Origin of the sequence: Tersicoccus sp. Bi-70 (assembly GCF_001968825.1) — a bacterium.
Classification (GTDB): Bacteria; Actinomycetota; Actinomycetes; order Actinomycetales; family Micrococcaceae; genus Tersicoccus.
On sequence record NZ_MIEU01000016.1, the window covers coordinates 167,851 to 193,869 of the forward strand.

Sequence of the window (26,019 nt, forward strand, 5' to 3'; positions counted from 1 at the left end):
ATGGACGCCGCACCGGCCCGGCTGACCTCGTTCGTCCGCGACGGGTTGACCTTCGACGTCACGGACTCCGGTCCCCTCGACGGGGACGTCGTCGTCCTGCTGCACGGCTTCCCGCAGAAGGCGACGTCGTGGGCGGGCGTCAGTGCCCGGCTGGCCGATCACGGCTACCGGACGGTGGCGCTGGACCAGCGCGGCTACTCCCCCGGAGCGAGGCCGCGCGGCCGTCGCGCATACCGCCTCGCCGAGCTGACCGCCGACGTCGTCGCCCTGATCGACCGGCTCGGCGCCGGGCCCGTGCACCTGGCCGGGCACGACTGGGGCGCCAACGTCGGCTGGTCCGTCGCCGCGCACCACCCCGAGCGGGTGCGGACGTGGACCGCGGTGTCGGTCCCGCACCCGGTGGCGTTCTCGCGTGCCCTGCGCTCACGGGCTCAGGCGCGCCGCTCCTGGTACATGGCGTTCTTCCAGCTGCCCCGCATCCCGGAGCTGGTGCTCTCCCGCACCGCTTCCGGCGGCCCGAAGCTGCTGGCCGGCGCCGGGATGGACGCCGCCGCGCTGGAGCGGTACCGGCACGAGATGGTCGACGGCGGCGCGCTGCCCGGGGCGCTCGGCTGGTACCGGGCGCTGCCGTTCATCTCCTCGACGCCCCGGGTCACCGTGCCGACGACGTTCGTCTGGAGCTCGCGCGACTCCGCGGTCTCCCGGCGCGCGGCGCAGCTGTGCGCGGACTCGGTCACCGGTCCGTACCGGTTCGTGGAGATCGGCGGGACCCACTGGATCCCCGACCAGCAGCCGGCCGCGATCGTCGACGCCTTCCTGGCGGGGGTCGACGCGGCGGACTGACGCTCGTTCACGCTCGCTGACGCCCTGTTCCGCCGCGCTCAGCCGGCCGCCGGTTCCGGCCCGGTCAGGTCCGCGTACCGGTGGCATCCGGCTGAGGCACCGGCGCGGTGACGGCGGTACCCGCCGCCCCCTCGTCCGCGGCCCGCTGCTGGTCGGCCGCCTCCTGCAGGGCGGAGGTCTGGCGCAGCGGCGGGACGCGGAAGAACCACGAGAGCACGAACGCCAGCAGGATGACCCCGAGCCCCACGCGGTAGATGGTCACGGCCGAGTCGATGAACCCGGTCATGAAGGTCCGCGTCAGCCGCGCGTCCGCGCCGTTGAGGAACGACGTGTCGCTGGTGATGCCGTTGCCACCGCCGCTGCCGCCGGTGGCGTTCGCCGCCCGGTCCGCCACCGTCGGCGCGAGCTGATCGACCCAGTGACGCCGCTGGCCAGCGTCCGCCCAGTTCACGACGAGCCGGCCGTCGGTCACGGTCGCCTGCGCCTGCCGGGCGGCCGCCTCGAGGGCCTGCGCCTGCGCGGCCGGGCGGGCCGCGGCCACCTGCTGGGCGATCGCGCCCGACGCGGCGCTCGCGGGGATCCTGCCCGCGGCCACCTGCTGCTGCACCCCCGCCGTCACCCGCTGCGTCACGGCCGCGTCGGCGGCCTGCTTGGCGCGCTGCGCACCCTGGTCCAGTCCGGTCTGCACGTTCTCCTTCAGCGGCCCGACGATCGGGTTCCAGATGGTGCGCATGACGCCGGCGTTGGCGGGGGCGGACGCGACCGACGGCGTCAGCGCGGCGTCGAGCGAGGACGCGAGGTCGCCCCGGTCGCCCATGGCGTGGGCGATGTTGGCCGGGATGACGGCGAAGAGGACCGAGAGCAGCACCGCGGTGCCCATCGTCCCGCCGATCTGCCGGAAGAACGTCGACGAGCTGGTGGCCACGCCCATGTCGCGCGGCGCCACGGCGCTCTGCGTCGCCAGCGTCAGGGTCTGCATCAGCTGCCCGAGGCCGAGGCCGATCAGGAACATGCCGATCATGACGTACCAGAGCGGGGAGTCGAGGCTGAGGAACACCAGCACCAGATAGCCGATGGCGGTGACCGCGGTGCCGGTGACCGGGAAGATGCCGTACCGCCCCGTGTGGGAGATGATCTGCCCGGACCCGGCGGCGGCGATCATCAGGCCGAGCACCATCGGCAGGGTCGCGAACCCGGACTCGGTCGGCGTCAGACCGATGACGATCTGCAGGTACAGCGGCAGCGTCAGCATCGCCCCGAACATGGCGAAGCCGACGAGGAAGCCGAGCACGGTGGCCATCGAGAACGCTCTCGAGCCGAACAGCTTCAGCGGGATGATCGCGTCGTCGCCCATCACCCGTTCGACGAGCAGGAAGGTGACCAGGCCGACGCCCCCGAGCACGTAGCAGGTGATCGCGCCGGGCGACACCCAGCCCCACTCGCGCCCCTGCTCGGCGACGAGGAGCAGCGGAACGAGGGTGACGATGACCGCGGTGGCACCCCACCAGTCGATCCGCGGGGTGCGGTGCTCACCCAACCGGGGCAGGTGCAGGAACGCGATGACCATGAGCAGGGCGACGACGCCGATGGGGACGTTGACGAGGAACACCCAGCGCCAGCCGGCGATCCACAGCACCTGGTCCGCCCCGGCGAACAGGCCGCCGATGAGCGGGCCGAGGACCGCCGAGACGCCGAAGATGGCGAGGAAGAACCCCTGGTAGGGGCACGTTCGCGCGGGGCCAGGATGTCGCCCATGATCGCGAGCGGCAGCGACATCAGGGCGCCGGCGCCGATGCCCTGGAAGGCGCGGCACGCGGCGAGCATGATCATCGACGTCGAGAAGCTCGAGAGCAGCGACCCGACGATGAACACGGTGATGCCGAAGAGGTACAGCGGGCGGCGGCCGAAGATGTCCGAGAGCTTGCCGTAGATCGGCGTCGCGATGGTCGAGGAGATCAGGTACGCGGTGGTGACCCAGGCCTGCTGGTCGAGGCCGTGCAGGTCGTCACCGATCGTGCGGATCGCGGTGCCCACGATCGTCTGGTCCAGCGAGGCGAGGAACATGCCCGCCATCAGGCCGAGCAGCACCAGCAGGATCTGCCGGTGGGTCATGATCGGCGAGCCGCCCTCACCGGTACCGAACGTGCCGGGAGCCGGGCTCCCGGTCGGCTCGGACGGCGCATTCGCCGCGGAGTGACGGCCGCGTTCGGCGCGCGGGCGCAGCGACACCGTGCGCGGCCAGCGGCCGGCGGTGCTCGGAGTGGGCATCGGGGCCTCGGTTCTGCGGCGGCGAACGATTCTTCTGCACGAGAACGTACCCCGCGGAACGTTTGTTTCCGCGTGAGTCGACGGGGTCGGGCGCGGCTTGCCTCCCGCACGACGACGGGGCCGGCCGGGCATCCCGACCGGCCCCGTCGCGGGAACCACGGAGGCGTCAGCCGGCGTGCTTGCCCAGCGCCGCCAGCGCGACCGCGGCGGCGATGTACTTGTTGTTGCCCAGGTCGCCGATCGTCTTGACCTTGAAGGCCTCCGCGATCTTCTCCCCCGTGGCATCCGTGACGCCGGCGAGGGCGGAGATCGGCGCGTTGAGGATCTCCTCCATCGAGGAGTCCTCGTACGCCTTGTCGAGGAGCTTGGCGAGGTTGACGGAAACTGCCATGGTTCGTTCTCCCTCCACGAACGGACCCCGGTGGTCCGGCCGAGTGCGAGTCTAGGGTCGCGATCAGGACGCGAATATCAGCAGGCTGATCAGTGCGGGTCGCCGCTGACCGGCGCGAACGACGAAGGCCCCGTGATCGGCGTGATCACGGGGCCTTCGTCGTGGTGATGCTCCCCCGACTGGACTCGAACCAGTAACCCTTCGATTAACAGTCGAATGCTCTGCCAATTGAGCTACGGGGGAATGAAGCAGGTACTACCGTACCAGTCCGGACGGGCCCGGATGAAATCGGCGGATCACTGCGGGCGCAGGGCTCGGCGCTGCCGTTCGAGCTCCATCAACTCCTGCTGGAGGGCCCGCGCACGGTCCGCATCGGCGCCGCTGTCGAGCCGCTGCAACTGGGCCAGCATGTCCTGTTTCCGGCGGGCGATCTGCGCGTCGAAGAGGTGGTGCAGCACCCCTTCCGCATAGGCCTTCAGGTTCTCCTCGCTCGACGCCGGCAGCGGCGTGACCGCCAGCTCCGAGACGAAACCGCGCAGCACCTCGGGCACCTCGTCGAGGACGGCATCGGCCCAGCGCGAGGCGGGCGCACCCGCGGCGCCGGCGGCGACGATGCCCTCGTGTACCGCACGGTGGGCGGGTTCGCGCAGGACGGCGGCGTCGAACCGGTCCCAGTCCGACGCGGTCAGCGCTCCCGGGACCTGCAGGACCACCTCGAGGGCCTTGCGCTCCATGCCGACGGCCGGATCGCGCCAGTCCGGGCGGGGAAAGCTCCGGCCGCCTCCGGGCAGCGGTCGGGCGGGTATGCCGTCCTCGTCGACCCGGGTGGCACCGGCAAAATGCCCGGCGTCCGGGGCCTGTGCTCCGGCCTCGTCGGGCCACCGGTCGTCGCGTCGGTCGTCGGACCGGCGGCCGTCGGACTGCCGGCCGTCGCGGCGGTCGTTCCGGCCGTCGTTCCGGCCCTGCGGATACCGATCCCGCTGCTGACCGGCACCACGCTGGCCGCGCTCGTTCTGGCTGCGACCGGTCTGCCCGTGCCCGTTCTGACTGAGCCCGGCCTGGCTCCGCCCGGTCTGCGCGTGCCCGATCTGCCCGCGCTCGTTCTGATTGTGCCCCTTCTGCGCGCTGCCGGTCGGAGTGTGCCGGCCGGCGGCGGCGACCGCGGCGGTGACGTCCTCCACCGGCATGCCGAGCCAGCCGGCGAGCTCCCGGGCGTACCCGGGGCGGATGGCGGCGTCACGGATCCCGGCGACCACGGGGGCGGAAGCCCGCAGCGCCCGGACCCGACCCTCGACGGTCTCCAGGTCGAAGTTCTTCAGCGTGGCCCGGATCGCGAACTCGAACAGGGGCCGCCGGGACTCGAGCAGGTGCCGGACGGCTGTGTCGCCTCCCGTCAGGCGGAGGTCGTTCGGGTCCGCGCCGGTCGGCTCCACGGCCACGTAGGTCTGCGCCACGAACTTCTGGTCCTCGTCGAACGCCTTGAGCGCGGCCTTCTGCCCGGCCTCGTCGCCGTCGAACGTGAAGATCACCTCACCGCCGCTGCCGTCGTCGGAGAGCAGCCGGCGGACCAGCTTGATGTGCTCGCCGCCGAATGCGGTACCGCAGGTCGCCACCGCCGTACGGATCCCGGCGAGGTGGCAGGCCATCACGTCGGTGTAGCCCTCGACGACCACGAGCTGGCGGGTGCGCGCGACGTCCTTCTTGGCCAGATCCAGCCCATAGAGCACCTGCGACTTCTTGTAGAGCGCCGTCTCCGGGGTGTTGAGGTACTTGGGGCCCTGGTCGTCGTCGTGCAGGCGGCGTGCACCGAATCCGATCGTCTCCCCGGCGATGGTGCGGATCGGCCAGATCAGCCGGCCGCGGAACCGGTCGTAGAGCCCGCGGTTGCCGGCGGTGAAGATGCCGGTCTGCCCGAGTTCCTCGTCGGTGAAGCCCTTGCCGCGCAGGTGCTTGAGCAGGTGGTCCCAGCCCTGCGGCGCGTAGCCGACACCGAAGTGGGCGGCGTCCTCGGCGGTGAAGCCCTTCTCCGTGAGGAAGTCCCGGGCGATGGCGGCACCGGGCGTGCGCAGCTGGGCGACGAAGTACTCGGCGGCGACCTTGTGCGCGTCCACGAGCCGCTGCCGCTTGCCGACGTCCTCGCGGCGCGGGCCGGAGCCCTGCTCGTACTGCAGCTCGTAGTTGAGCCGGTGCGCGAGCTTCTCGACGGCCTCGGTGAAGGTGACGTGGTCCATGGCCTGGACGAAGGCGAACACGTCGCCCTTCTCGCCGCAGCCGAAGCAGTGGTAGCGGCCGATCTGAGGGCGGACGGTGAACGAGGGGGAACGCTCGTCGTGGAACGGGCAGAGGCCCTTCCAGCTGCCGACGCCGGCGGTGCGGAGGGTCACGTGCTCACCGACGATGTCCCGCAGGTCGGTGCGCTCACGGACGGTGTCGATGTCCTCCCGCCGTATCAGTCCCGCCACGGCTCCAGTCTAGCCAGCGGCACCGACACTCCCCGCCGTCGTCCACCGGCGCCCGGGCCACCCACCGCCAGCTCGTCAATGGATGTCGCATCCACCCCGGTGTCGAGCCCCGATGGAGCATCTGTCGGCGAGCTGGCGGGAGAGCTCAGCGCAGCAGCAGCCAGGTGATCACCCCGACGACGGCGAACGCCACCACGGCGACGATCGACCCGACGAGCACCTTCTTCTCCGCGAGGCCGGTGTTGGCGCGGCGGGTCCAGCCGGAGTCGGCCAGGGCGTCGTCGACGAAGGCGAAGATCGCCCCGATCGGGTTGCGCGCCAGCTCGGCGGGCGCCTCCCACCGCACACCCTCACGGCGCAGTCCGGCGGTGCCGCCCCGGCCGACGCGGGGCACCAGCGCCGGTCCGCCGATCAGAGGTTCGGGACGGTCGGGGTTCGCGCCGTCCTGCCAGGCCAGCTCGCGTGCGGCGGCGCGGAGGACGTAGGTACGCCCGGTCTCGTCCAGGTCCAGCGTGACCTCGGGGGCCACGGGCAGGCCGGCGTCGCGCAGCCGGCCACCCCACCCGCCGGCGGAGAGGGCGAGCCGGACGACGGCGCCGTCGCCGGCGCGTTCGACGGTGAACGGGCTGCCCTGGGCCCGACGCTTGAGGTCCTTGATCAGGGAGGCCCGGCTCGGGGCGGCACTCCCCCGGGGCGAGCTGCCGCTCACCACAGCCGCTGCCGCTGCCGGCCGAGCGGGCTGAGCCGGCCGTACCACGCGAGGGCGGACATGTCGGTCAGCGAGGCGACCTGGTCGACGACGATGCGCAGCCGCGCGTCGTCGTCCGCGGCGTCCCGCCAGTCGACGGCGAACATCGGGTCCAGGTGCTGGTCCCCCGTGGAGGCGAGCATGGTGACGAGCTGCGTGAGGACCTCGCGCTGCTCCTCGTAGATCGGCTGCCGGTCGTAGCTGGTCATGACGAAGGTCGTGGCGATGCCCTTCATGACGGCGATCTCGGTGACCGTGTCGGCCGGGACCACGACGTCGGCGGCGTAGCGAGTCAGCGGGTCCGGGCCGTAGATCGCCCGGGTGGCCTCGAGAGCGCTCTGGCAGAACCGGCCGATCAGCTGGCTCGTCATGTCCTTCAGGGCGGCCCGGCCGGCGCGGTCGACCCCGGAATCGCGCACCCACACCGCGCTGGCCTCCAGGCGCGCCAGGGCGGCGTCCACCTCGGCCGGGTCGGTGTGCGGCAGGTACCACTGGCGCGTGTACTCGATCACCCGGTCGCGGGTGTCCCGGTCGGTGAGCTGGCTCAGCTGCAGGTGGCCGGAGACGATGGCGTCCTCGACGTCGTGCACCGAGTAGGAGATGTCGTCGGCCAGGTCCATCACCTGCGCCTCGATGCAACTGCGACCCGGCTCGGCGCCGTCGCGCAGCCAGGTGAAGACGGGCAGGTCGTCCTCGTAGACGCCGAACTTGCTGGTCCGCACGCCGTGGATCAGCGGAGCATCCTTGGCCGACCACGGATACTTGCACGCGGCGTCGAGGCTCGCGCGCGTCAGATTCAGGCCGGCCGAGCCGCCGTCGCCGGTGACGACCTTCGGCTCGAGCCGGCTGAGCAGGCGCAGGGTCTGGGCGTTGCCCTCGAAGCCGCCGATGTTCTGGGCGAGCTGGTTGAGGGTGGCCTCCCCGTTGTGGCCGAACGGCGGGTGGCCGAGGTCGTGGGAGAGGCACGCGGCGTCGACGACGTCGGGGTCGCAGCCGAGCAGCCGGCCGAGCTCCCGCCCGACCTGGGCGACCTCGAGGCTGTGGGTGAGGCGGGTGCGCACGAAGTCATCGGTGTCCGGGGAGACGACCTGCGTCTTCGCCCCGAGCCGGCGCAGCGCGGAGGAGTGCAGGACGCGGGCGCGGTCCCGCTCGAAGTCGGTGCGGTGCCGCTTCTTGGGGCTCTCGGGCACCCAGCGTTCGACGTCGGCGTCGGTGTAGCCGGACGGCAGACCGGCGCCGTCGGCACCGTCCAGGCTGCCGGAACCCGGCGTCGTGATGCCGTGCTCGACGACGCGGACGGTACCGGCGAGGGACGCGGTGGGCTCGGCGGTGGCGGCGAGGCCGCCCTCGCCCGCGGCCGGGGTGTCGGTCACCCGTCCAGCGGGCACGCCCGCGGCACTGTCGGCCGTCCCGTCCGCCGCTCCGTCCGCGGCGCGGATTCCGGGTGCCCGCTCAGCCACCGGAGACGTCCAGCTCGGCGGCGGCGATCGTGGCCCGCTGCTCTTCGTTCAGGGCGCGGGACTCGAGCCACCGGTCCGGCAGGGCGGTGCGCTTGGGGCTGCCCGCCCGGCCGCGAGGCCCCTCGGCGGCGTTCCCGGGATACGGCAGCGTGAGGTCGAGTTCACCGAGCAGCTCGTCGAGCCCGGCCAGCGTCTCGACCTGGGCGAGTCGAGCGCGCAGGTCCCCACCCACGGGGTAGCCCTTGAAGTACCAGGCGACGTGCTTGCGGATGTCGCGCAGGGCCTTCGGCTCCTCGCCGTAGTTCTCCACGAGCAACTCGGCGTGCCGACGGAAGGTCGCGGCGACGACGTCGACGCCGGGACGGAAGCGACGGTCGCTGCCCTCGAACGCGGCCTGCAGGTCCCCGAACAGCCACGGCCGGCCCTGGCAGCCGCGGCCGACGACGACCCCGTCGACGCCGGTCGAGCGCACCATCCGCACGGCGTCCTCGGCGGACCAGATGTCGCCGTTCCCGAGCACCGGCACGTCCGGCAGGGCCTCGCGCAGGCGGGCGATCGCGTCCCAGTCCGCAGTGCCGGAGTAGTACTGGTTCGCGGTGCGGCCGTGCAGGGCGACGGCGGCGACACCGGCGTCACGGGCGATCCGGCCCGCCTCCAGGTACGTGAGGTGGTCCTCGTCGATGCCCTTGCGCATCTTGATGGTCAGCGGGATCCCGGCCCCGCCTCGGGCCTTGCCGGCCTCGCGGACGGCGGCGTGGAGGATCGCGGTGAACAGGTCGGTCTTCCACGGCAGCGCGGAGCCGCCGCCGCGCCGGGTGACCTTGGGCACGGGGCAGCCGAAGTTCAGGTCGATGTGGTCGGCGCGGTCCTCCTCGACGAGCATCCGCACGGCGGCGCCCACCGTGACGGGGTCCACCCCGTAGAGCTGGATGCTGCGGACGGCCTCGTCGTCGTCGTGCTTGATCAGCCGCATCGACTCGGGCGTGCGCTCGACGAGGGCCCGAGAGGTCACCATCTCGGCCACGTACAGGCCGCCGCCGTACTCGCGGCACAGGCGGCGGAACGCCGTGTTCGTGATCCCCGCCATGGGGGCCAGCACCACCGGGGTGTCCACGGTGAGGTGGCCCAGCTGCAGGGGCAGCAGGTCGAGCTTGAGGGCGGTGGCGCCGGAGGGCGCGTCGGTCGATGAGTGCGTGCCGTCCGGCCCGCCGGGCGCGGTCAGCACGCCCGGACCGGCCACGGCAGCGTCGGTCACGGTAGCGGTCACCGGTCCATTGTCCCAGAGGACGCGGTCCACACCGGACACCACCGTCACGCGGTGCATGAGTTCACAGCGGTGGACGGACAGCCCGGTGTCGTCACCCGCACGGAGGCCCGGCGACGCTGTTCGCGCCTCCTTGATAGCGTCGCGCCATGGACCTCCAGCTGCGTGATCGCGTCATCCTCGTCGTCGGTGCCACCGGTCTGATCGGCTCCGCCGTCGTCGACCTCCTGCGGGCCGAGGGGGCGACGGTGGTGCCCGCGTCCCGGCACATCGAGGACGGACTGACGCTCGACGCCGCGGACGACGCGTCCGTCTCCGCCGGGATCGACCGGGTGCTCGCGGACCACGGGCGGCTCGACGGGCTGGTGGTGGCCGCGGCACCCGCCGCCCAGACCCTGGATCCCGAGCGTCAGGCCGACCCGGCCCAGGTGATCGGGGCGATCGACGCGAAGGCCATGACCTTCCTGCGGGTGGCCAACGCCGTGCTGCCGACCATGACGGAGGCCGGTTTCGGCCGCATCGTCGGGGTCAGCGGACAGAACGCGCTGCTCACCGGCAACCTGACCGGGTCGGTGCGCAACGCGGCACTGATCATCGCGGCCAAGAACCTGGCCGATGCGTGCGCCGGCACCGGGGTGGCCGTCACGACCGTCAACCCCGGCACGGTCGACGTCGAACCCGCCACCGAGGTCGCCCCCGGCCGGGGCGGCGAGTCGAGCCCCGCGCAGATCGCCGACCTGATCGCCTTCCTCCTCTCGCCCCGCTCGGCGGTCTCGGGTGAGGCCATCGCCGTCGGGCACCGCGTCCGTGGGATGACGTCCCTGTAGCGATGGGTCCGGGCCGTCACGGGCCGTCACCTCCCGGGCCCCCTCTCCTCCCGCGGTCCGGCGAGCGCGACCAGCGTTCGGTCAGCGGTGGGCGCTAGCGTGAGGGTGCGGGCGACGCCCGCCACGGCCGCGGCCATTCCGGCCCGCCGCCGCGTCCTGATCGCATGAAGGGTATGAACCGCCGATGACCCGACCGGGACCGCCCGTCCCCGTGCCGCCGTGGCGTCCGGGAGGGATCGCGCCGGTACCGCAGGCTCCTCCGCCCGGACCGGAGTCCCGCCCGCTGCGCGGTCGGCCCGGTGAGCACCTGCCGGCGTCGCTGCGCTGGGCGAATCCGGCTCAGCTGACCCCCACGCATCCGCTGCGACCGCGGTGGTCGATCATCGACGTCGTGCTCGCGGCCGCCGCCTTCGTCGTCCTGCCGATCGCGGTGGGCCTGGTCCTCGGTCCCGTGATCGCCCGGTTGGTGGGCCGCACCGCACTCGACGAGGGCGCCGGCGTCTTCATCTCCCTGGTGCTGACGTGGGCCGTCCTGCTCGGCGCTGCCCTCATCAGTTCCCGGACCCGCGGGTTCGGCAGTCTGGCGAAGGACTTCGGGCTGCGGTTCCGGTGGGTGGACCTGCTGATCGGGTTGCTCGCCTCGGTGGGCCTGCGGCTGGTCAGCATCGTGGTCGCCGTCGTCGTCGTGCTGCTCACCGGGGCCACCGCGCCGCTGCAGAGCAACGGCGACCTCTTCCTCGCCGGCAGCTCGACGTTCTGGCTGGTGATCAATGCCGGCATCGGCGCCACCCTGATCTCTCCGCTGCTCGAGGAGCTGTTCTTCCGGGGACTGCTGTTGCGCGCCGTGCAGAACCAGGCGTGGCTCGGCCGCTGGCGGCGTCAGCCCGCGCTGTCCCCGGGCGTCTCCTCAGGCGGTGCCCCGGGTGTCTCCTCAGGCGGCGCCCCGGCCGGCTCTCCGGCCGCCGCCCGCGCGGAGCGTTCCCGCGCCCGGGTGCGCCCGGCGACGGCGAAGCGCCCGCTGGTGCGCGCGTCGGTCATCGCGGCCCTGGTCAGTGCGTTCCTCTTCGGGTGCGCGCACCTGGGCCAGCTCGACGATCCCCGGTCCGTGGTGATCCAGTTCGCGTCCATCTTCGTCATCGGGATCGCCAACGCGGGGCTGACGCTGTGGTTCGGCCGGCTCGGGCCCGCCGTGCTCACGCACATGTGGTTCAACGGCACGTCGATCCTGCTCGCGCTGCTGCTGCAGGGCGCCGGCTTCGGCACCTGACCCTCGGCGGGCCGTCTCACTCCCCCGTGATGCCGGCGGCCGTCCGCGCGAGGGCCTCCCGGACCGCGACGACGGCCGGCCGCTCCGCGCCGGACGCGCGCACCGCGGTGAAGACGGTGCGCCGCGGGTCACCGGGAAGGCGGATCAGCCGCACCGTCCGCTCCCGGCCGGCCCACACCAGGTCCGGGATCAGCCCGACGGCGTTGCCGGACTCGACGAGACGGATCTGCGCCTGCAGGTCCGCGGTCTCGAAGCGCACGTCCGGGTCGAAGCCGGCCACCCGGCAGGTCTGCTCGCCCCAGTGCCGGCACGCCGCCCCGGCCGGTTCCATCACCCACGGCACGTCGGCCGTGTCCATCAGGCCGTTCACCGTCTCCCAGTGCCGGGGCACCGCCAGCAGGATCGCGTCCGCCATCAGTTCCCGCCACACCAGCCCCGGGTACCTCGCGGTCGCGTGCCCCGGGTACTGTTCGGCGATCACGACGTCGAAGTCCCCCGCCCACGTCTCGTGCAGCGCCGACTCCGGCTCGTGCTGGACCATCTCGACCCGCACCTGCGGGAAGCGGTCCGCCAGGGCGCGCAGCGTCTCGGGCATCAGGGCCAGCGCGGCGGACTGGAACACCGCCACCCGCACCGTCCCGGAGACCTCCGTGCGTGAGGCGGCGAGCGCGGACTCGGCCCGCTCCATCGTCGCGATCAGCTCGTCCGCGTAACCCACGAGCTCCTCGGCCTGCGCGGTGAGCACCACCCGGCGGCCCACCCGGCGCAGCAGCGGGACCCCGGCCTCCTTCTCCAGCAGCGCGAGCTGCTGCGACACCGAGGACGGGCTGTAGCTCTCCGCCGCGGCGACGGCGGCGATGGTCCCGCGGATCCGCAGCTCACGCAGCAGCCGCAGCCGTTTGAGATCCAGCACGGTGAGGCCCCATTCGTCGGAAACAGTGAAGGACAACCTTCGTCAATCATCGCTGTTCCCGAACGAAGCGCGCTCCCATACTGGTGCCAAGCCCCGGAACGCCGAAGGAAGGCCCACGCATGACCAGCACCACCGAGACCCGACCGACCCCGCCGGCCCCGGACGACCCGCGCGAGCTGGCCGGGGACGCCGTCGCCCTCGTCCGCCAGTGGCTCGCCGAGGCTGCCGCCATCCCGGTCGACGCCTCGGCGAAGAACCTCGCCGGCGTGCTCCGCGACCCGGGCGGCCTGCCGTTCACGGTCGGTTTCGTGGACGGGGTCATCCGGCCCGAGGACGACGGGGTCGCCGCCCGCAAGCTCGCCGAGATCGCCGCGGACGTGCCCGCCTTCCTGCCCTGGTATCTGAAGACGGCCGTCCGCGCCGGCGGTGCGCTCGGCCCCGTGGCCCCCGGCGTCGTCATCCCCGCCGCCCGCGCCGCGCTGCGCCGGATGGTCGGGCACCTGCTCGTCGACGCGACCGAGAGCAGGCTCGGGCCGGCGCTGGAGCGGATCGCCGCGGGCGGCAACCGGCTGAACATCAACCTGCTCGGCGAGGCCGTGCTCGGCACCGCCGAGGCCGGCCGCCGGCTCGAGGGCACGGCGAAGCTGCTGGCCCGCGACGACGTCGACTACGTCTCCATCAAGGTCTCCTCGACCGTCTCCCCCACCCCGCTGTGGGCGTTCGACGAGGCCGTCGCCGACATCGTCGGCAGGCTGACCCCCCTGTACCGGCAGGCGGCGGGCGCGGCGGCGCGGAAGTTCATCAACCTGGACATGGAGGAGTACAAGGACCTGCGGCTGACCGTCGCCGTCTTCCGTGCCATCCTCGATCAGCCGGAGTTCGCGAGCCTGACCGCGGGCATCGTCATCCAGGCGTACCTGCCCGATGCGATCGCCACGATCGACGAGCTCACCGACTGGGCGAAGCAGCGGGTGGCCGCCGGGGGCGCGCCGATCAAGATCCGCGTCGTCAAGGGCGCCAACCTGCCGATGGAGCACGTCGAGGCGGACCTGCACGACTGGCCGGCCGCCACCTGGCCCACCAAGCAGGCCACCGACGCCAACTACAAGGCGATCCTCGTCCGGGCGCTCACCCCGGAGAACCTGGCGGCGGTGCGGATCGGCGTCGCGGGGCACAACCTGTTCGACGTCGCCTTCGCCTGGCTGCTCGCCAGCGCCCGCGGGGTGCAGGACGGCATCGACGTCGAGATGCTGCTCGGGATGGCGCAGGCACAGGCCACCGCCGTCCGTCGCACCGTCGGGCAGCTGCTGCTCTACACGCCGGTGGTGCACCCGGACGAGTTCGACGTCGCCATCGCCTACCTGGTGCGCCGGCTGGAGGAGGGTGCCAGCCCGGACAACTTCATGTCCGCCGTCACCGACCTGGCCGACGAGCCGGCCCTCTTGGAGCGCGAGCAGGCCCGGTTCCTCGCCTTCCTGGATGACATGGCCGCGCTCGACGGCGTCGTCCCGGCGCCCGCCCGCACGCAGGACCGCGCCACCGAACGGCCGCTCGAGGCGCCCCTGCCGGATCGGTTCGCCAACACGGCGGACACGGACGCGTCCCTGCCGGCCAACCGGGACTGGGGCCGGCTGGTGCTGGAGCGCGCCCGCGACTCCCGCGCCGGTGTCGACCTGCTCGAGGCGTCCCGGATCGAGGACGCCGGCGAGCTGGACGCCGTGCTGCGGTCCGCCGCCGAGGCCGGCGCCGCGTGGGGTGCCCGCAGCGGTGCCGAGCGGGCCGGGATCCTGCACCGGGCCGGGCAGATGCTGGCCGCCCGCCGGTTCGACCTGATCGAGGTGATGGCCGCCGAGGCCGGCAAGACCATCGACCAGGCCGACCCCGAGGTCAGCGAGGCCACCGACTTCGCCCACTACTACGCGGAGCAGGCCCGGGGCCTCGACGCCGTCGACGGCGCCACCTTCGCGCCCGCCCGGCTGACGCTCGTCACCCCGCCGTGGAACTTCCCCGTCGCGATTCCCGCCGGGTCCACGCTCGCCGCGCTCGCCGCCGGCAGCGCCGTCGTGCTCAAGCCCGCCGGACCCGCGTCCCGCTGCGGCGCCGTCCTCGCCCAGGCACTGTGGGACGCCGGGGTGCCCCGGGAGGTGCTGCGCTTCATGCAGGTCGGCGAGGAGGAACTCGGTCGGGAGCTGGTGGCCCACGCGTCTGTGGACCGGGTCATCCTCACCGGGTCCTACGAGACGGCGGAACTGTTCCGCTCGTTCCGGCCGGACCTGCCGCTGCTCGCCGAGACCAGCGGCAAGAACGCCATCGTCGTCACCGGCAGCGCGGACCTGGATCTGGCGGTGCGGGACGTCATCGCGTCGGCCTTCGGGCATGCCGGGCAGAAGTGCTCCGCCGCGTCGCTCGTCATCCTGGTCGGGCCGGTCCGCCGGTCGGCGCGCTTCCTGCGTCAGCTCGAGGACGGCGTCCGCTCCCTGATGGTCGGCTGGCCGCAGGACCCGCGGACCCAGATGGGTCCGATCATCGAACCGGCCGCCGGCAAGCTCGCGCACGCGCTGACCACCCTGGAGCGCGGCGAGCACTGGCTCGTCCAGCCGCGGCAGCTCGACGAGGACGGGCGGCTGTGGTCCCCCGGCGTGCGGATGAACGTCAAGGCCGGCTCCCCGTTCCACCAGACCGAGTACTTCGGCCCGGTGCTCGGCGTGATGACGGCGGACACGCTCTCCGAGGCGCTCGAGCTGCAGAACGGCGTTGCCTACGGGCTGACCGCCGGCCTGCACTCCCTCGACCCGGAGGAGATCGGCCACTGGCTCGAGCACGTCGAGGCGGGCAACGTGTACGTCAACCGCGGCATCACCGGCGCCATCGTGAGGCGCCAGCCCTTCGGCGGGTGGAAGCGCTCGGCCGTGGGACCGGGCACCAAGGCCGGTGGGCCCAGCTACCTGATGGGCCTCGGCGCGTGGCGGCGGAGCGAGGCGACCGCGTCGCCGGCGGGCGTGCTGCTGCCCGCGGTCACGGCGCTCGTGGCGGCGGCGGCCCGGTCGGGTTCGTCTGCCGGCTTCCTCGACCGCTCCGTCGCCTCCGACCAGGTGGCGTGGGAGCGCGAGTTCGGGCTCGCCCGCGACGTCTCCGGCCTGCACGCCGAGCGGAACATCCTGCGCTACCTGCCCGTTCCGGTGCGGGTGCGGCTCGCCGCGGGCGGCGACGTCGCCGACCTGATCCGGGTGGCGGCTGCCGGTCTGCGCGCCGGGTCCCGCGTCAGTATCTCCTCGCCGGAACTCCTGCCGGAGCCGATCCGCACCGTGCTCGCCTCGGCTCACGTCGACGCCGTCGTCGAGTCGGACGCCCAGTTCGCTCGCCGCGCCGCGGACCTGCCCGGCGGCCGGATCCGGCTGATCGGGGCGGCGGGCCCGGCGCTCGACGCCCTGATGGCCGCCGTCGGACCCCGTCCGGACATCGCCGTGTACGCGGGCGAGGTCACCGAGGCCGGCCGGGTGGAGCTGCTGCCGTTCCTGCACGAGCAGGCGGTCAGCATCACCGCCCACCGGTTCGGCACGCCGGACCACCTGACGGACCGACTGATCTGACGCCCCTCCCCGGCTCCTTCCGCCAGCTCGTCAAGAGATGTTCCATCCGGCCCTGAAAAGGCTCCGGATACGACACCTATTGACGAGCCGGCGACAGGGGTGAGAGGAAGGACGTCATGACGACGACGCTCACCATCACCGGGTCCACGGGCGAGGTGGGCGGCCGGGTCGCTCGCTCGCTGTCCGCCGACGGCATCGCCCCGCGACTGGTGGTCCGGGACGCGTCTCGGGCGCCCGAGCTGCCCGGCGCCGACGTCCGGGTGGCCGAGTACGCCGATCAGGACGCCGCCGTCGAGGCGCTGCACGGCACCGACGTGCTGTTCATGGTCTCCGCCGGGGAGAGCGCGGACCGGGTCGAACAGCACCGCTGCTTCATCGAGGCGGCCGTGCGCGCCAACGTCGAGCACATCGTCTACACGTCGTTCGCGGCCGCCGCGGACGACGCCACCTTCACCCTCGGCCGGGACCACTGGGCCACCGAGGAGATCCTGCGGGAGTCGGGCCTGGCGTTCACGTTCCTGCGGGACAGCTTCTACCTCGACATGTTCGAGCTCTTCGCCGGCGACGACCGGGTGATCCGCGGGCCCGCCGCCGACGGCCGGGTGGCCGCCGTGGCCCGCGCCGACGTCGCCCGCGTCGCCGTCGCCGTGCTGCAGGACGCCGTCGCCCACCGGAACATCACCTACACGCTCACCGGGCCACAGGCGCTGACGCTCGAGGAGATCGCGGCGACCCTCACCGAGGTCCGCGGCGAGCCGTTCCGGTACGTCGATGAGACGCTGGCGGAAGCGCACGCGTCCCGCGCCGTCTGGGGAGCGCCGGACTGGCAGGTGGAGGCCTGGATCTCCACCTACACGTCGATCGCCTCGGGCGTGCTCGCCCCGGTGACCGACGACGTCGAACGCGTCACCGGCACCACCCCGCTGACCCTCGAGCAGCTGCTCCGCACCGGCGCCTGACCACGCTGCGCCCGGCGCCAGCTCGCGGACTTTCGCCTCATCGACGGGCGGATCGGGCTCGGGTGCTGCACAAGTCCGCGAGCTGGCGGAGTGGGGCCGGGGAATGGGCGACGCCGGGGCGTGGTTGCCGCCACCATGACCACGATCGGATTCATCGGAAGCGGAAACATCGGCTCGACCCTGGCGAAGCTGGCGGTCGACCACGGCTACGACGTCGTGATGAGCAACTCGCGCGGACCGGAGACCCTCGAGTCCCTGGTGGCCGAGCTCGGGCCGCACGCCCGGGCCGAGCGCGCGGACGAGGCGGCCCGCCTGGCGGACATCGCCGTCGTCACCATCCCGCTGAGCGCGTACCGGGACGTCCCGGTGGGCACCCTGGCCGGCAAGGTCGTCATCGACACCAACAACTACTACCCGCAGCGTGACGGGCAGATGCCGGAGCTGGACGCCGAGGAGACCACGACGAGCGAGCTGCTGCAGGAGCACCTGCCGGAGTCGCACGTCGTCAAGGCGTTCAACCACATCCACTTCAAGGACCTCGGCACGCAGGGCGAGCCAGAGGGCACGTCCGGGCGCCGGGCGCTGGCGATCGCCGGCGACGACGAGGCCGCCAAGGCGCAGGTCAGCGCGCTGATCAACGAGTTCGGCTTCGACGTCGTCGACGCCGGACCGCTCGCCGAGGGCTGGCGCTACCAGCGCGACACCGAGGCGTACGTCGACCGGTACGACGCCGACGGCCTGCGCACCGCGCTCGGCAACGCGAAGCGCTACCGCGACATGTGATCTCCCGCTTCACCCGCCAGCTCGTCAACAGATGCTCCATCGAGGCCCTCCGGGGACCCGGATGCGACATCCATTGACGAGCTGGCGTCGTTCTGCGGGTCAGAGGGCGCCGGTGAGCCCCAGGCCGATCGCCGCCGCTGCCACCGTCAGCACCGCCGTCCCGACCGCGTTGCCGGCCGCGGCGAGGCGCCGGCGGCCCTGGGCCAGCCGCACCGTCTCCACGCTCGCCGTGCTGAAGGTCGTGTAGCCGCCGAGCAGGCCACCGCCGAGCACCAGGACCCAGGCCCGGTCCAGCCCGTGGGCCGCCGCCAGACCGGTGATGACCCCGAGCAGCAGCGAGCCGGTGACGTTGATCAGCACGGTCGCCCACGGGAAGGTGCCGCGGGTGCGGGACCGGACCAGACCGTCGACGACGAATCGCAGGGCCGCGCCCACGCCTCCGGCCGCGGCGATGCCGAGGAACAGGGCCGGGCCGATCACGACGTCGCCCCGTCGCCGTGCTCGGCCGGTGCCGTCCCGCGTTCGGAGCGGTGCGCCCCCGCCGCGGCGGTCGCGATGCCCGCCCATGCCGCTGCCGTCCCGACGACCACACTGCCCGCCGCGTAGAGCAGCGCCGTGCCGGTCGCGGTCCCGGCCAGCTGGGCGGTGTCGACGGCGAGCGCGCTGTAGGTCGTGAAGCCCCCGAGCACGCCCGTGCCGATCCCGAGCCGCGCCGCTCGGCGGCCGCCCTCGTCCGGCCCGCGCCGGGCCAGGAACTCGAGCAGCCAGCCGAGCACGAACGCGCCGACGACGTTGATGCCGAAGATGGTCAGGGGGAAGCCGTGAGGCGGCGCGGGGAACGTCAGGGCCAGCGCCTCGCGCACACCGGTACCGACCATCCCGCCGAGGGCGACGAGGAGGACCCACCGCATCCGCAGGTGCACCGGGCGGCGGGCGGCCGCCGCCTGCGGGTTCTCACCGACGGGCCCGGCACCGGTGGCGCCCGACGCCGCGCGCTCCGCCCTCACGCGCGAGTCCGCGGGCGGTCGGCGGCCGCGGTGACGCCCGGGCTCGGCACCACGAGCACCGGCACCGTCTGGCGGTGCGCCAGATGGGTGGCGACCGACCCCTCGAAGAACTCGCGCACCCCGGCGCGGAAGGACCGGTCGGCCGTCCCGACGACGATCAACTGCGCGCCGACGGCCGCGGCCACGGCGGTCAGCACCTCGGCCGGGTCACCGGGCAGGAGGCGGATGGCGGGGTCGAGGTCACGGTCGGCTCGCAGCGCGGCCACCCGCGCCTCGAGCAGGGTGCGCAGCCGGGGGCGGGCGTCGTCGTCCTGCTCGTCCGGGTCGAGCGCGACGACCGGCGCCTCCGGATCGGCGGCCGAGCGCGGGTCGGCCGGCAGGTGGGTCGGGTCGGCGGCGACGAGGATGAGCGGGGCGCCCAGCCGGGCGGCGAAGTCCGCGGCGGTGTCGAGCACGACGGCGGGCTGGCGGTCGGTGACGCCGACGACGACGGGGCCGGGTCGACCGCCGGGCCGGGGGTCGAGAGACGGCGAGCCGGGAACCGGTGAGTCCTGCGGGGGTGAGGCGGGCACGGGTGCTCCTGTCCGGGGTGACGGGGCGGCCCGGGTCAGGGCAGCCCGATGACGGGACAGGGACCGTTGTCGGACCGCGCGATCACCGGTGCGGCCGAGGTTGGGGACGGCGGGCCCCACCGCCGTGACGCCGTCGGACCGGCCGGAGCGCGAACGCGGCGTCGTTCCCATTCAACCACCGACCGCGAGCAGAGGCCGCGCACCGAGGCCGCGCACGGAAGTCGCCGCAGGCCGCCCGGACGCACCGATGGCGCCGGCCCGGGTGGGTCGGCGCCATCGACGCGTTGGTCGGCATCCGGGTGGTCGGATGCCGGTCGGTCGGCTCCGGGAGCTCGGCTCCGGGAGCTCAGTCGGCGACGATGAGCGTCTCCTGGACGACCTCGGCGCGCCCGTCGGCGACGAGCGGGGCGAGCAGGTCGGCCAGGTCGCCCATCGACTCGTCCACCTCGAGGGCCACCGGGTAGGAGGCGACGAGCAGCGCGAGCAGCTGGCTGAGCGCGAAGGACGGGTTGTGCGCCGTCGTGTCGTAGCCCAGCAGCACGTCGGTCGGCTCGTTCTCCGGCGCATCCAGCGCGGGATTGTCCGGCGGCGCGGGCGCGTAGCTGATCGCGAAGGCGGTGATGGCCCCCTTCGTCCGGAGCACGACCGCACCGTGGGCGCCGGCGGCCTCACCGAGGAACAGCTGGTTGACGCGCCCCACGGACAGCTCGGCAGGCGGATCCCACTGGTGCACCGCCCGGTAGAAGTCCCACAGGGCCGTCGTCAGCTCGACCGAGCCGGTGGCCAGGTCCTCGATGACCTGCGAGCCGTCCTCGTGCAGCGGCACCAGCGGCAGCGCCTGCGGCTTCACGACGACGACCTGCGAGCGCTGCAGCGGGCCGAACCCGGCAGACGCCGCGAAGGACGCGCCCGGCGAGCCGAGCTCGACCTTGGCGCGCAGCCGCTGCACGGGAGCGGCGCCGGTCTCCTGCTTGAGCATGGCGAGCAGGGTGGAGCCGATGCCCTCCCGCTGCCGTTCGCGGGCCACCTCGACGTAGATCCAGAGCCGCTCCGGGTGCACCGACGCCTCGCTGACCACGCCGGCGGCCACGGGCACGCCGTCGTCCTCCGCCACGATGGTGCGCACGAACGGGCTCTCCGACGCCGGGCGCAGCAGCGCGCGGCCCCCGGCCAGCGCCGGGTGGGACGCGTCGCCGAGGATCTGCAGCAGCTCCAGGTCGTCGCCCTCGGCCCACGGGCGGTAGGTGATGCTCACGCGCCGGCCAGCCGCTCGGAGAGGTAGGTGGTGACCTGGTCGAGGGAGACGCGCTCCTGGCCCATCGTGTCCCGCTCGCGGATGGTCACGGCCTGGTCCTCGAGGGTGTCGAAGTCGACCGTGACGCAGAACGGGGTGCCGATCTCGTCCTGGCGGCGGTAGCGGCGGCCGATCGCGCCGGCGTCGTCGAAGTCGATGTTCCAGCGCTTGCGCAGCTCGGCGGCCAGGTCCCGCGCCTTCGGCGACAGGTTCTCGTTGCGGGACAGCGGCAGGACGGCGGCCTTGACCGGGGCCAGCCGCGGGTCCAGCTTGAGCACGGTACGCTTGTCGACGCCGCCCTTGGCGTTGGGGGCCTCGTCCTCGGCGTACGCGTCGACGAGGAACGCCATCATCGACCGGGTCAGGCCGAAGGACGGCTCGATGACGTACGGGGTGTACCGCTCGCCGGAGTTCTGGTCGAAGTACTGCAGCTTGGTGCCCGACGCCTCGGAGTGGTTGGTCAGGTCGAAGTCCGTCCGGTTGGCGACGCCCATCAGCTCGCCCCACGCGTTGCCCTGGAAGCCGAAGCGGTACTCGAGGTCGATGGTGCCGGCCGAGTAGTGCGCCCGCTCGTCCTCGGGGACGTCGAGGCGGCGCATGTTGTCCGGGTTGATGCCGAGGTCCACGAACCAGTCCCAGCAGGACTCGACCCAGTGCTCGAACCAGCGCTGCGCCTCGTCGGGGGCCGTGAAGAACTCGATCTCCATCTGCTCGAACTCGCGGGTGCGGAAGATGAAGTTACCGGGCGTGATCTCGTTGCGGAACGCCTTGCCGACCTGCCCGATGCCGAACGGCGGCTTCTTGCGGGCCGCGGTGACGACGTTGAGGAAGTTGACGAAGATGCCCTGTGCCGTCTCGGGCCGCAGGTAGTGCAAGCCTTCCTCGTTGTCGACGGGACCGAGGAAGGTCTTCATCAGGCCCGAGAACTGCTGCGGCTCGGTCCAGTTGCCCTCCTGGCCGGTCTCCGGATCGCGGATGTCGGCGAGGCCGTTGACCGGCGGCTTCCCGTGCTTGGCGATGTACGCCTCCACGAGGTGGTCCGCCCGGTAGCGCTTGTGGGTGTGCAGGGACTCGACCAGCGGGTCGGTGAACGTGGCGACGTGCCCGGAGGCCTCCCACACGCGCTTCGGCAGGATGATCGACGAGTCGAGGCCGACCATGTCCTCGCGGCCGCGCACGAACGTCTGCCACCAGGCGGCCTTGATGTTCTCCTTCAGCTCCGCGCCGAGCGGGCCGTAGTCCCACGCCGAGCGGGAACCGCCGTAGATCTCACCCGCCTGGAAGACGAACCCCCGGCGCTTGGCCAGGTTGATGACGGAATCGAGGCGGGTTGCTGGCATGAGGTGAGGGCTCCAATGGGGGTCGTGGCCGCTGGATGCGGGCCCAGGCCGGAAAGGCAGCTACCACCCTACCGCGCAGGCCGGTCGGCGTCGGTGCGGCGGGCGGGCCCGTCGACGTCGTCGTTCCCGTGGCTCTCCTGCTCCTGCCGGGCCCGGCGGCCGGCGTCCGCGAACCGCCGCTGCGACTGCCACGGCAGGGTCGCGACGAGGACGGCGACGAAGGTCAGGGCAGTGCCGCCGATGGTCGCGGCGGCGACGTGCGCGCCACCGGCCGGGGCGAAGAGGTCGAGGCCGAGGGAGCCGAGCAGCTGGCCGGCGATGGTGCCCAGGCCGAGCAGCAGCACGCCGAGCCGCGGGGCGAGCAGCGCGCTGAGCGAGACGGCGACGATGCCGAGCGGGCCGGGCAGAAACGCCCACCACGCCGTCGGGAACGTGCCCGTCGTCGGGACGAACGCCTGCTTGATGGCCCACGCGATCACCAGCACGATCGCGCCGGCGGTGAAGTTGGTCGTGGCGGGGATCATCGGAGTCCCGGCCGCGGCGCCGATGCGGCCGTTCATGGCCTGCTGGAACCCGTAGAGCAGACCGCTGATCACCGGCAGCACGAGGGGGCCGATGACCGCACCCAGGTCGGTGCTGCCGCTGAAGTCCGGCGAGACGGCCCAGACGACCGCGATGATGGTCAGCACCGAGCCGATCAGCCGCCACCGTGACGGCGGTCGGGGCTCCCGCGCGCCGAAGCCGGTCGCGTCGACGAGGACGCCGCTGATGGTCTGGCCCGCGACGAGGGAGACCGTGAAGATGGCGACGCCGAGGATCGCCACGGTCAGGCTCTGCGCCAGCACGACGTTCGCGCCGATGGCCCCGGCCACGAGGTACCAGGCGGGCAGGTCCCCGGAGCGGATGGCCCGGATCAGGCGGGCGGCGCGGCGCCGGCCGGCCGGGACGAGCGCCACCCCGATCAGCAGGACCACCGCGCCGACGCCGAAGCTCAGGGCCGCGGCCGCGAACCCGTCGTGGAACTGGCCGGCGACGGCGCCGTTGATGCGGGACTGGAAGGCGAAGGCGACGCCGCCGACGATCGCGAGGAGGGCGCCGACGGGGGCGGGGATGTGCACCCGGGGCCGCGGGGTATCAGCGGTCGAGGTCGCGGCATCGTCGGGCGTCACGCGGTCGGCAGTCACACCCTCCAGCCTAGGCCGCTCCCCCGGCCCGCCGGGCGGTCCGTCGTCGTCGCGTCACGCGGGGTCTCGGCCGGTTGCGCTCGGTCGTGCCCGGCCTCCCGGCGCTGGCGGCCCCGGGCCGGACGCGCGTGCGTGGGACACTGGGCCGGTGAGTGACTTCGAGGAGATCGGCCTTCGCGATACGACCATCCGGCTCGGTCAGCTGCTGAAGCTGGCCAACCTGGCCGAGGACGGCATCGACGCCAAGCGCCTGATCGAGGAGGGCCTCGTCAAGGTCAACGGGGACATCGAGACCCGGCGCGGCCGGCAGGTGCGCTCCGGTGACGTGGTCGAGGTCAACGGGACGGGCGTCCGCGTCGCCTGACGCTTCACCCGAGGGTTCTCCCCCGGCCCGTCAGCCCAGCAGGTGATGGGTGAGGAACTCGTTGACGTGCCGCAGTTCCTGCTCGTTGATCCCGTGGCCCATCCCGGCGTAGAGCACCTTCATCAGATCGACCTTCCCGCGCAGCCACGCGGCGGTCTGCTCGGCCAGCTCGACGGGGATGACGTCGTCCTCCTGGTCCCGGCCCCAGAACATCGGCGGCCGGCGGGCGGTCAGCGCGGCGTCGTCGAAGTAGCCGTCGGCGCTGGTGTCGACGTTCCCGTCCTCGACCAGCACGAAGCCGGAGCAGCCGACGATGACGGCGAAGTCCTCCGGCGCGTGACGCAGCATCGACGTCGCCACCGCCATCCCCTGGGAGAAACCGAGCAGACTGACGCTGCTGAAGTCGCCCCGCACGCCGTCGAGCCAGGTGAACAAGGTGCGGCACGCGTCGATCGCGGCACCGCCGGAGTAGCCGACGGCCCTGCCGGTCGGGTCGAACTGCAGGTCGAACCAGGAGAAACCCGGCTCCATCGGGTGGGGCGCGCGGACCGCGGCGTAGGTGATGCCGGCGGGCAGGAACGGCACGAGAGCGGCGAGGTCGCGCTCGTCGGCGCCGTAGCCGTGGAGCAGGAGGACGAGGGGCGTTCCCGCGCGCTCGGAAGCGGGCGCGGACCACCACACGGACAGATCGGGGGACGTCACCGCGCCATTGTGCCACGGTCACCGCGAGGCTCCGTCCCTCCGTCGGCTCGTCGATCGATGTCCCCTCCGGCTCGAGATCGGCCTCCGTGCGACCTCTCGTGACGAGCTCCGGCTGGGCGCGCGAGTGGCACGATGGGGGGGTGAGTGAGAACGTGACCGACCAGCACCAGCCCGTGCACCCGTGGACCCGGTACGTGGCCCTCGGCGACTCGTTCACGGAGGGCATCGGGGACCCGGAGCCCGCCGCGGAGGGCGGTCACCGCGGCTGGGCGGACCGGTTGGCCGAGGAGCTGGGCCGGACGGCGGGCGACTTCGCCTACGCCAACCTCGCGATCCGCGGCCGGCTGCTCGACCAGATCATCGCCGAGCAGGTCGACCCCGCGCTGGAGCTCAAGCCGGACCTGGTCACCATCTCCGCCGGCGGCAACGACATCATCCGCCGGGCCGACCCGGACGCGGTCGCCGCTCGGCTGGACGGCGCGATCGGCCGGCTCGCCGACTCGGGCGCCACGGTGCTGCTGTTCACGGGCCCGGACATCCGCGACACCCCGGTGCTCGGGGCGATCCGCGGCCGGGTGGCCATCTTCAACGAGAACCTGCACACCGTGGCGAAGCGGCACGACGCCGTCATCGCCGACATGTGGTCGCTGCGCGAGCTGCTGGAGCCGCAGATGTGGGCGCCGGACCGGCTGCACTTCTCCCCGCTCGGCCACCACCGGATCGCCATGATGGCGCTCGACGCCCTGAACGTCCCGCACGACCTGCACCCGATGCAGGCGAGCCCGCTGCCCTCGCGGACGTGGCGGCAGGCCCGCAGCGAGGACCTGGTCTGGGCGCGCGAGTACCTGGCGCCGTGGGTGCTGCGCCGCATCCGGCGGGTCTCCTCGAGCGACCACGTCTCCGCGAAGCGCCCCGTACCCGGGCCGGTGTTCGGCCCCGGCATGCCGCCCGGCGCGGAGTAGAACGGGGAGCACCCGTAGCCTGAGGCGGTGACGATCCTCGACGCCGTCCTCGCCTTCGCCCTGCTCGCGGGCCTGCTCACGCTGGTGCCCGGGCTCGACACCGCCCTCGTGCTGCGGTCCTCCCTGACCCGCACGCGCCCCTGCGCGTGGGCGACCGCCGCCGGTGTCGCGACCGGCGCGATGGTGTGGGGCGTCGCTGCCGCGGTCGGCGTCTCCGCCCTGCTGACCGCGTCGGAAGTGGCCTACCGGGCGCTGACCGTGGCCGGCGCGGCGTACATGCTCTGGCTCGGCGGGTCGATGATCGTCCGGTCGGTGCGCCACGGCCGGTCCCTGCCCCAGCAGCTCGACGACCAGCTCCCGCCCGCGCCGTCCTCGGCCTGGCGCGGCTGGCTCGTGGGCGCCGGCACCAACCTGCTCAACCCCAAGGTCGGCGTCTTCTCCATCGCGACCATCCCGCAGTTCCTCCCGGCCGGGGTGCCGCCGCTGCTGATGGGCGCGATCCTCGCCGGTGTGCACGCCGCCCTGACCATGACCTGGTTCAGCGTGCTGATCGTCGGCGGCCGGGCGGCGCGGCGGTGGCTCTCCAGCCCGCGGTCCCTGCGGATCGTCGACCGGGTCACCGGCGTCGTGCTGCTCGGGTTCGGCGGGACGCTCGCGGTCGAGTCGGTCACCGGCGGAGCCCCGACCGTCCGCTGACGAATCGCAGGCGGAGCGTTCGCTACACCGAGTGAGACGGCTGTGACGGGAGTGGCGCCGACGACGCCTCATCCGCCCCACCGGCCACACTCGCGGTAGCCGTTGCACCGCAAGCGCACCGGG

General features: G+C 73.2%; 23 protein-coding genes, 1 tRNA gene and 1 pseudogene. 9 read left to right on the forward strand and 16 right to left on the reverse strand.

Translation table 11 applies throughout. The features are described 5' to 3' along the window. Entirely contained in the window at nucleotides 1-843 is an 843-nt protein-coding gene (locus BGP79_RS13410) for an alpha/beta fold hydrolase (RefSeq protein ID WP_076696332.1), read from the forward strand. Between the two features lie 64 nt (nucleotides 844-907). Here the strand turns inward: BGP79_RS13410 and BGP79_RS13415 are convergent, their stop codons facing one another. The 8 genes and pseudogenes from BGP79_RS13415 to dusB form a co-directional block, all read right to left on the reverse strand. Then, the gene (locus BGP79_RS13415) at nucleotides 908-2,656 is read right to left on the reverse strand and encodes an MFS transporter (RefSeq protein WP_369800206.1); all 1,749 of its coding nucleotides are present in this window, start codon (nucleotides 2,654-2,656) and stop codon (nucleotides 908-910) included. Next, nucleotides 2,626-3,243 (reverse strand): annotated as a pseudogene (locus BGP79_RS17130) (MFS transporter); the annotation flags it as partial. The gene BGP79_RS13415 and the pseudogene BGP79_RS17130, both read right to left, overlap by 31 nt. A gap of 34 nt (nucleotides 3,244-3,277) precedes the next feature. Continuing rightward, complete coding sequence (locus BGP79_RS13420; protein WP_076696334.1) at nucleotides 3,278-3,502, reverse strand: hypothetical protein; 225 nt, start codon at nucleotides 3,500-3,502, stop codon at nucleotides 3,278-3,280. A gap of 170 nt (nucleotides 3,503-3,672) precedes the next feature. Further along, nucleotides 3,673-3,745, reverse strand: a tRNA-Asn gene (locus tag BGP79_RS13425). A gap of 53 nt (nucleotides 3,746-3,798) precedes the next feature. Next, the gene (gene dnaG, locus BGP79_RS13430; RefSeq protein WP_076696336.1) at nucleotides 3,799-5,964 is read right to left on the reverse strand and encodes a DNA primase; all 2,166 of its coding nucleotides are present in this window, start codon (nucleotides 5,962-5,964) and stop codon (nucleotides 3,799-3,801) included. A 145-nt stretch (nucleotides 5,965-6,109) separates the two neighbouring features. Beyond that, a complete protein-coding gene (locus BGP79_RS13435; protein ID WP_076696338.1) occupies nucleotides 6,110-6,673 on the reverse strand; it encodes a hypothetical protein in 564 nt (187 codons plus the stop codon). Next, on the reverse strand, nucleotides 6,670-7,965 hold the full coding sequence (locus tag BGP79_RS13440; RefSeq protein WP_076697026.1) for a deoxyguanosinetriphosphate triphosphohydrolase: 1,296 nt from the start codon (nucleotides 7,963-7,965) through the stop codon (nucleotides 6,670-6,672). The genes BGP79_RS13435 and BGP79_RS13440 overlap by 4 nt, the downstream gene beginning before the upstream one ends. A gap of 199 nt (nucleotides 7,966-8,164) precedes the next feature. After that, nucleotides 8,165-9,439: a tRNA dihydrouridine synthase DusB gene (dusB, locus tag BGP79_RS13445; RefSeq protein ID WP_369800207.1), complete on the reverse strand. Its 1,275-nt coding sequence runs from the start codon at nucleotides 9,437-9,439 to the stop codon at nucleotides 8,165-8,167. Between the two features lie 146 nt (nucleotides 9,440-9,585). On the opposite strand from dusB, the gene BGP79_RS13450 reads away from it, so the two are divergent. Both BGP79_RS13450 and BGP79_RS13455 read left to right on the forward strand, forming a co-directional pair. Then, complete coding sequence (locus tag BGP79_RS13450) at nucleotides 9,586-10,263, forward strand: SDR family NAD(P)-dependent oxidoreductase (RefSeq protein ID WP_076696340.1); 678 nt, start codon at nucleotides 9,586-9,588, stop codon at nucleotides 10,261-10,263. Between the two features lie 184 nt (nucleotides 10,264-10,447). Next, entirely contained in the window at nucleotides 10,448-11,530 is a 1,083-nt protein-coding gene (locus tag BGP79_RS13455; RefSeq protein ID WP_076696342.1) for a CPBP family intramembrane glutamic endopeptidase, read from the forward strand. A gap of 16 nt (nucleotides 11,531-11,546) precedes the next feature. On the opposite strand, the gene BGP79_RS13460 is transcribed toward BGP79_RS13455, so the two are convergent. Further along, complete coding sequence (locus BGP79_RS13460; RefSeq protein ID WP_076696343.1) at nucleotides 11,547-12,443, reverse strand: LysR substrate-binding domain-containing protein; 897 nt, start codon at nucleotides 12,441-12,443, stop codon at nucleotides 11,547-11,549. 119 nt (nucleotides 12,444-12,562) lie between these two features. On the opposite strand from BGP79_RS13460, the gene BGP79_RS13465 reads away from it, so the two are divergent. The 3 genes from BGP79_RS13465 (at nucleotide 12,563) to BGP79_RS13475 (ending at nucleotide 17,775) form a co-directional block, all read left to right on the forward strand. Then, entirely contained in the window at nucleotides 12,563-16,033 is a 3,471-nt protein-coding gene (locus tag BGP79_RS13465; protein ID WP_076696345.1) for a bifunctional proline dehydrogenase/L-glutamate gamma-semialdehyde dehydrogenase, read from the forward strand. A gap of 116 nt (nucleotides 16,034-16,149) precedes the next feature. Further along, a complete protein-coding gene (locus BGP79_RS13470; protein ID WP_076696347.1) occupies nucleotides 16,150-16,992 on the forward strand; it encodes an NAD(P)H-binding protein in 843 nt (280 codons plus the stop codon). Between the two features lie 135 nt (nucleotides 16,993-17,127). Next, nucleotides 17,128-17,775, forward strand: a complete 648-nt coding sequence (locus BGP79_RS13475) for an NADPH-dependent F420 reductase (RefSeq protein ID WP_076697034.1) — start codon at nucleotides 17,128-17,130, stop codon at nucleotides 17,773-17,775. 99 nt (nucleotides 17,776-17,874) lie between these two features. On the opposite strand, the gene BGP79_RS13480 is transcribed toward BGP79_RS13475, so the two are convergent. From BGP79_RS13480 to BGP79_RS13505, 6 genes are all read right to left on the reverse strand, one after another. Further along, nucleotides 17,875-18,252, reverse strand: a complete 378-nt coding sequence (locus BGP79_RS13480; protein ID WP_076697038.1) for a CrcB family protein — start codon at nucleotides 18,250-18,252, stop codon at nucleotides 17,875-17,877. Further along, nucleotides 18,252-18,686, reverse strand: a complete 435-nt coding sequence (locus tag BGP79_RS13485) for a CrcB family protein (protein ID WP_076697042.1) — start codon at nucleotides 18,684-18,686, stop codon at nucleotides 18,252-18,254. The genes BGP79_RS13480 and BGP79_RS13485 overlap by 1 nt, the downstream gene beginning before the upstream one ends. Nucleotides 18,687-18,778: 92 nt before the next feature. Then, a complete protein-coding gene (locus tag BGP79_RS13490; protein WP_076696349.1) occupies nucleotides 18,779-19,354 on the reverse strand; it encodes a universal stress protein in 576 nt (191 codons plus the stop codon). A gap of 346 nt (nucleotides 19,355-19,700) precedes the next feature. Next, a complete protein-coding gene (locus BGP79_RS13495) occupies nucleotides 19,701-20,609 on the reverse strand; it encodes a GNAT family N-acetyltransferase (protein ID WP_076696351.1) in 909 nt (302 codons plus the stop codon). Continuing rightward, the gene (locus tag BGP79_RS13500; protein WP_076696353.1) at nucleotides 20,606-21,988 is read right to left on the reverse strand and encodes a glycine--tRNA ligase; all 1,383 of its coding nucleotides are present in this window, start codon (nucleotides 21,986-21,988) and stop codon (nucleotides 20,606-20,608) included. The genes BGP79_RS13495 and BGP79_RS13500 overlap by 4 nt, the downstream gene beginning before the upstream one ends. Nucleotides 21,989-22,056: 68 nt before the next feature. Continuing rightward, nucleotides 22,057-23,172 (reverse strand): DMT family transporter, encoded by a 1,116-nt coding sequence (locus tag BGP79_RS13505; protein WP_076696355.1) that lies wholly within the window; start codon nucleotides 23,170-23,172, stop codon nucleotides 22,057-22,059. 148 nt (nucleotides 23,173-23,320) lie between these two features. Here BGP79_RS13505 and BGP79_RS16780 point away from each other — a divergent pair, with 148 nt between their 5' ends. Further along, the gene (locus tag BGP79_RS16780) at nucleotides 23,321-23,536 is read left to right on the forward strand and encodes an RNA-binding S4 domain-containing protein (protein ID WP_076696357.1); all 216 of its coding nucleotides are present in this window, start codon (nucleotides 23,321-23,323) and stop codon (nucleotides 23,534-23,536) included. Between the two features lie 30 nt (nucleotides 23,537-23,566). Here the strand turns inward: BGP79_RS16780 and BGP79_RS13515 are convergent, their stop codons facing one another. After that, nucleotides 23,567-24,238: an alpha/beta hydrolase gene (locus BGP79_RS13515; RefSeq protein ID WP_076696359.1), complete on the reverse strand. Its 672-nt coding sequence runs from the start codon at nucleotides 24,236-24,238 to the stop codon at nucleotides 23,567-23,569. 140 nt (nucleotides 24,239-24,378) lie between these two features. Here BGP79_RS13515 and BGP79_RS13520 point away from each other — a divergent pair, with 140 nt between their 5' ends. Continuing rightward, on the forward strand, nucleotides 24,379-25,200 hold the full coding sequence (locus BGP79_RS13520) for an SGNH/GDSL hydrolase family protein (RefSeq protein WP_076696361.1): 822 nt from the start codon (nucleotides 24,379-24,381) through the stop codon (nucleotides 25,198-25,200). A gap of 27 nt (nucleotides 25,201-25,227) precedes the next feature. Next, nucleotides 25,228-25,896 (forward strand): LysE family translocator, encoded by a 669-nt coding sequence (locus BGP79_RS13525; protein WP_076696363.1) that lies wholly within the window; start codon nucleotides 25,228-25,230, stop codon nucleotides 25,894-25,896. Nucleotides 25,897-26,019: the final 123 nt, after the last annotated feature.